The 2,488-nt window shown below is 74.2% G+C and carries 2 protein-coding genes; both read left to right on the top strand.

Annotated features, from left to right (window positions below):
• Window positions 1-250 precede the first annotated feature (250 nt).
• On the top strand, window positions 251-1,321 hold the full coding sequence (locus CCN72_RS33765) for a FecCD family ABC transporter permease (protein ID WP_086812093.1): 1,071 nt from the start codon (window positions 251-253) through the stop codon (window positions 1,319-1,321).
• Window positions 1,318-2,418 carry a FecCD family ABC transporter permease gene (locus CCN72_RS33760; RefSeq protein WP_086812091.1) on the top strand — a complete coding sequence of 367 codons (1,101 nt, stop codon included), beginning with the start codon at window positions 1,318-1,320 and terminating at the stop codon, window positions 2,416-2,418. The genes CCN72_RS33765 and CCN72_RS33760 overlap by 4 nt, the downstream gene beginning before the upstream one ends.
• The last annotated feature ends 70 nt before the right edge of the window (window positions 2,419-2,488 follow it).

The following is a 2,488-nucleotide window of genomic DNA, read 5'->3' as shown; positions in this document are numbered from 1 at the left end:
AGCGCGTTCGTCGCCGCGTTCCGCCGGGTGACCGGAGCCACGCCCGCCGCCTACTTCGCCCGGTCGAGGGGGGCGGAGGGGGAGACGAGCTGAGCGGCGCGTCGCAGGTGGCGGATCGGCGACATGAGGTGGCGTCCGACCGGCTTGTCGCGTCCTCGACGGCGCCTCTACCTTTTTAGGTAAGGCTAAGCTAACTTCCCCCCGCCGGTTCCTTGTATCGGCAGGTATGTCGATGTCGCCGAGGAGCACGATGGGCACCACCACGATCAGCACCACCGATACGGTGCCAGGAGCCGAGGACACGGACCGAAGACCGCGCACGGCCGTGCTCGCCGTACGGCTGCTCGGTCTCCTGCTCGCCTGCGGACTGCTGGTCCTGGTCACCGTGGTGAGCGTCGCCGCCGGCGCCAAGGCCATCCCGCCCGGCGAGGTGCTGCGCGCGCTGTTCCACGGCCCGGCCTCGGTGGACGACGCGGTCGTCCTCGACCTGCGGCTGCCGCGGACCCTGCTCGGTATCACCGTCGGTGCCGCGCTGGGCCTCGCGGGCGTGCTGATGCAGGCTCTGACCCGCAATCCGCTCGCCGACCCCGGCATCCTCGGCGTCAACATGGGCGCCTCGGCGGCCGTGGTCGTCGCCATCGCGCTGTGGCGCACCGCCGATCCGTCCGTCCGTCTCTGGTTCGCTTTCGCCGGCGCCGGGCTGGCCGCCGCGCTGGTCCAGTTGCTCGGCTCGCGCGGGCGGACCGGTCCGGCGCCGGTACGGCTCGCGCTCGCGGGTACGGCGGTCAGCGCCGTGCTCAGCGCGCTGATCTCCGTCGTCACCCTGCTGCGGCCTGATGTGTTCGACCAGTTCCGCTTCTGGGGCGTGGGCTCCCTGGCCGGGCAGCCGATGTCCGTCCTCACCGGTGTGCTGCCGTTCCTCGGCGCGGGCGCGCTGCTGGCCCTCGGCCTGTCCGGTTCGCTCAACGCGCTCGCCCTCGGCGACGACACGGCCCGTGCGCTCGGTACGGCCGTGCCGCGCACCCGCGTCCTCGGGATGCTCGCCGTCACCCTGCTGTGCGGGGCGGCGACGGCCGCGGTCGGCCCGATCGCCTTCGTCGGCCTTGCGGTCCCCCATCTGGCCAGGGCGTTCACCGGGCCGGACCACCGCTGGCTGATGCCGTACTCCATGGTCCTCGGCGCGAGCCTGCTGCTCGGCTCCGACATCCTCGGCCGGGTGATCGCCCGGCCCGGCGAGATCCAGGCCGGGATCGTGACGGCCTTCGCCGGAGCGCCCGTCTTCATCGCCCTCGTCCGCCGCCGCAGGATCGCCGAACTGTGACCACCGAAACCTCTTCCCGCCCCGCCGCCCCCGGCGGGACCCGCCACGGCACCGTCCTGCGCGGCCGGGTGCTGCGCCTGAACGGCGGGCGGACATCGCTGCGCTGGCAGCCGCGCACCGTCGTGGTCTGCCTGCTGCTGACCGCCGCCTGCCTCACGATGGGCGTGCTCGGTCTGACCACCGGCACCTACCGCGTCCCGCTGTCGGACGTGATCGCCTGTCTGCTGGGCCACGGCTCCGGGGCCGAGTCCTTCATCGTCGTCGGGCTGCGGCTGCCGCGGCTGGTGTGCGCCCTGCTGGCCGGTGGCGCGCTCGGGATGAGCGGCGCGGTGTTCCAGAGCATGTCCCGCAATCCGCTGGGCAGTCCCGATGTCATCGGCTTCACCAGCGGCGCGGCGAGCGGTGCCGTGGTGCAGATCGTGCTCTTCCACGGCGGGCCGTTCGCCACCGCCGTCGCCTCGATCGGCGGCGGCCTGGCCACGGCGCTGATCGTGGGCCTGATCGCGGCGGGCCGGGGTCCGGCCGTCGGCTACCGGATCGTGCTGATCGGGATCGGCATCAGCGCCATGCTCACCTCGCTGACCGCGTATCTGCTGACCCGGGCCAGTCTGTACGAGGCGCAGGACGCGCAGATCTGGCTGATCGGCAGCCTCAACTCGGCGAGCTGGTCCGTCGTCACGCCCCTGGCCGCGGCCCTGGTGGTGCTGGTACCGGTGACCGTCGTCGCCTCGCGCGCCCTGCACTGGCTGGAACTCGGCGAGGACACCGCCCGGGGCCTGGGGGTGCCGGTGGGGCGCGCCCGGATCGTGCTGGCGGTGGCCGCCACGGCCCTCGCCGCGGCCACCACCGCCGCGGTCGGACCCATCACCTTCGTCGCGCTGGCCGCCCCGCATCTGTGCCGCCGGCTGGTCCGCTCCCCCGGCGCGCCGGTGGTGCCCGCCGCCTTCATGGGCGCCCTGCTGCTGACGGCGAGCGACTTCGCCGCCCAACGGGTGCTGCCCGGCACCGAGTTGCCGGTCGGCGCACTGACCGGAGTGCTCGGCGGGCTCTATCTGTGCCGGGTGCTGGTCGCCCGGCACCGGGCGGGCAGGGCATGACCGGCGCCGGCGCCACCGGGCGCCCGCGGCCACTCCCCGCGCCGCCCCGCGAACAGTTACCCCAGGCGGG

Origin of the sequence: Streptomyces murinus, assembly GCF_002154555.1 — a bacterium.
Lineage (GTDB): Bacteria > Actinomycetota > Actinomycetes > Streptomycetales > Streptomycetaceae > Streptomyces > Streptomyces murinus.
This window is presented reverse-complemented; position numbering and strand designations above follow the sequence as displayed.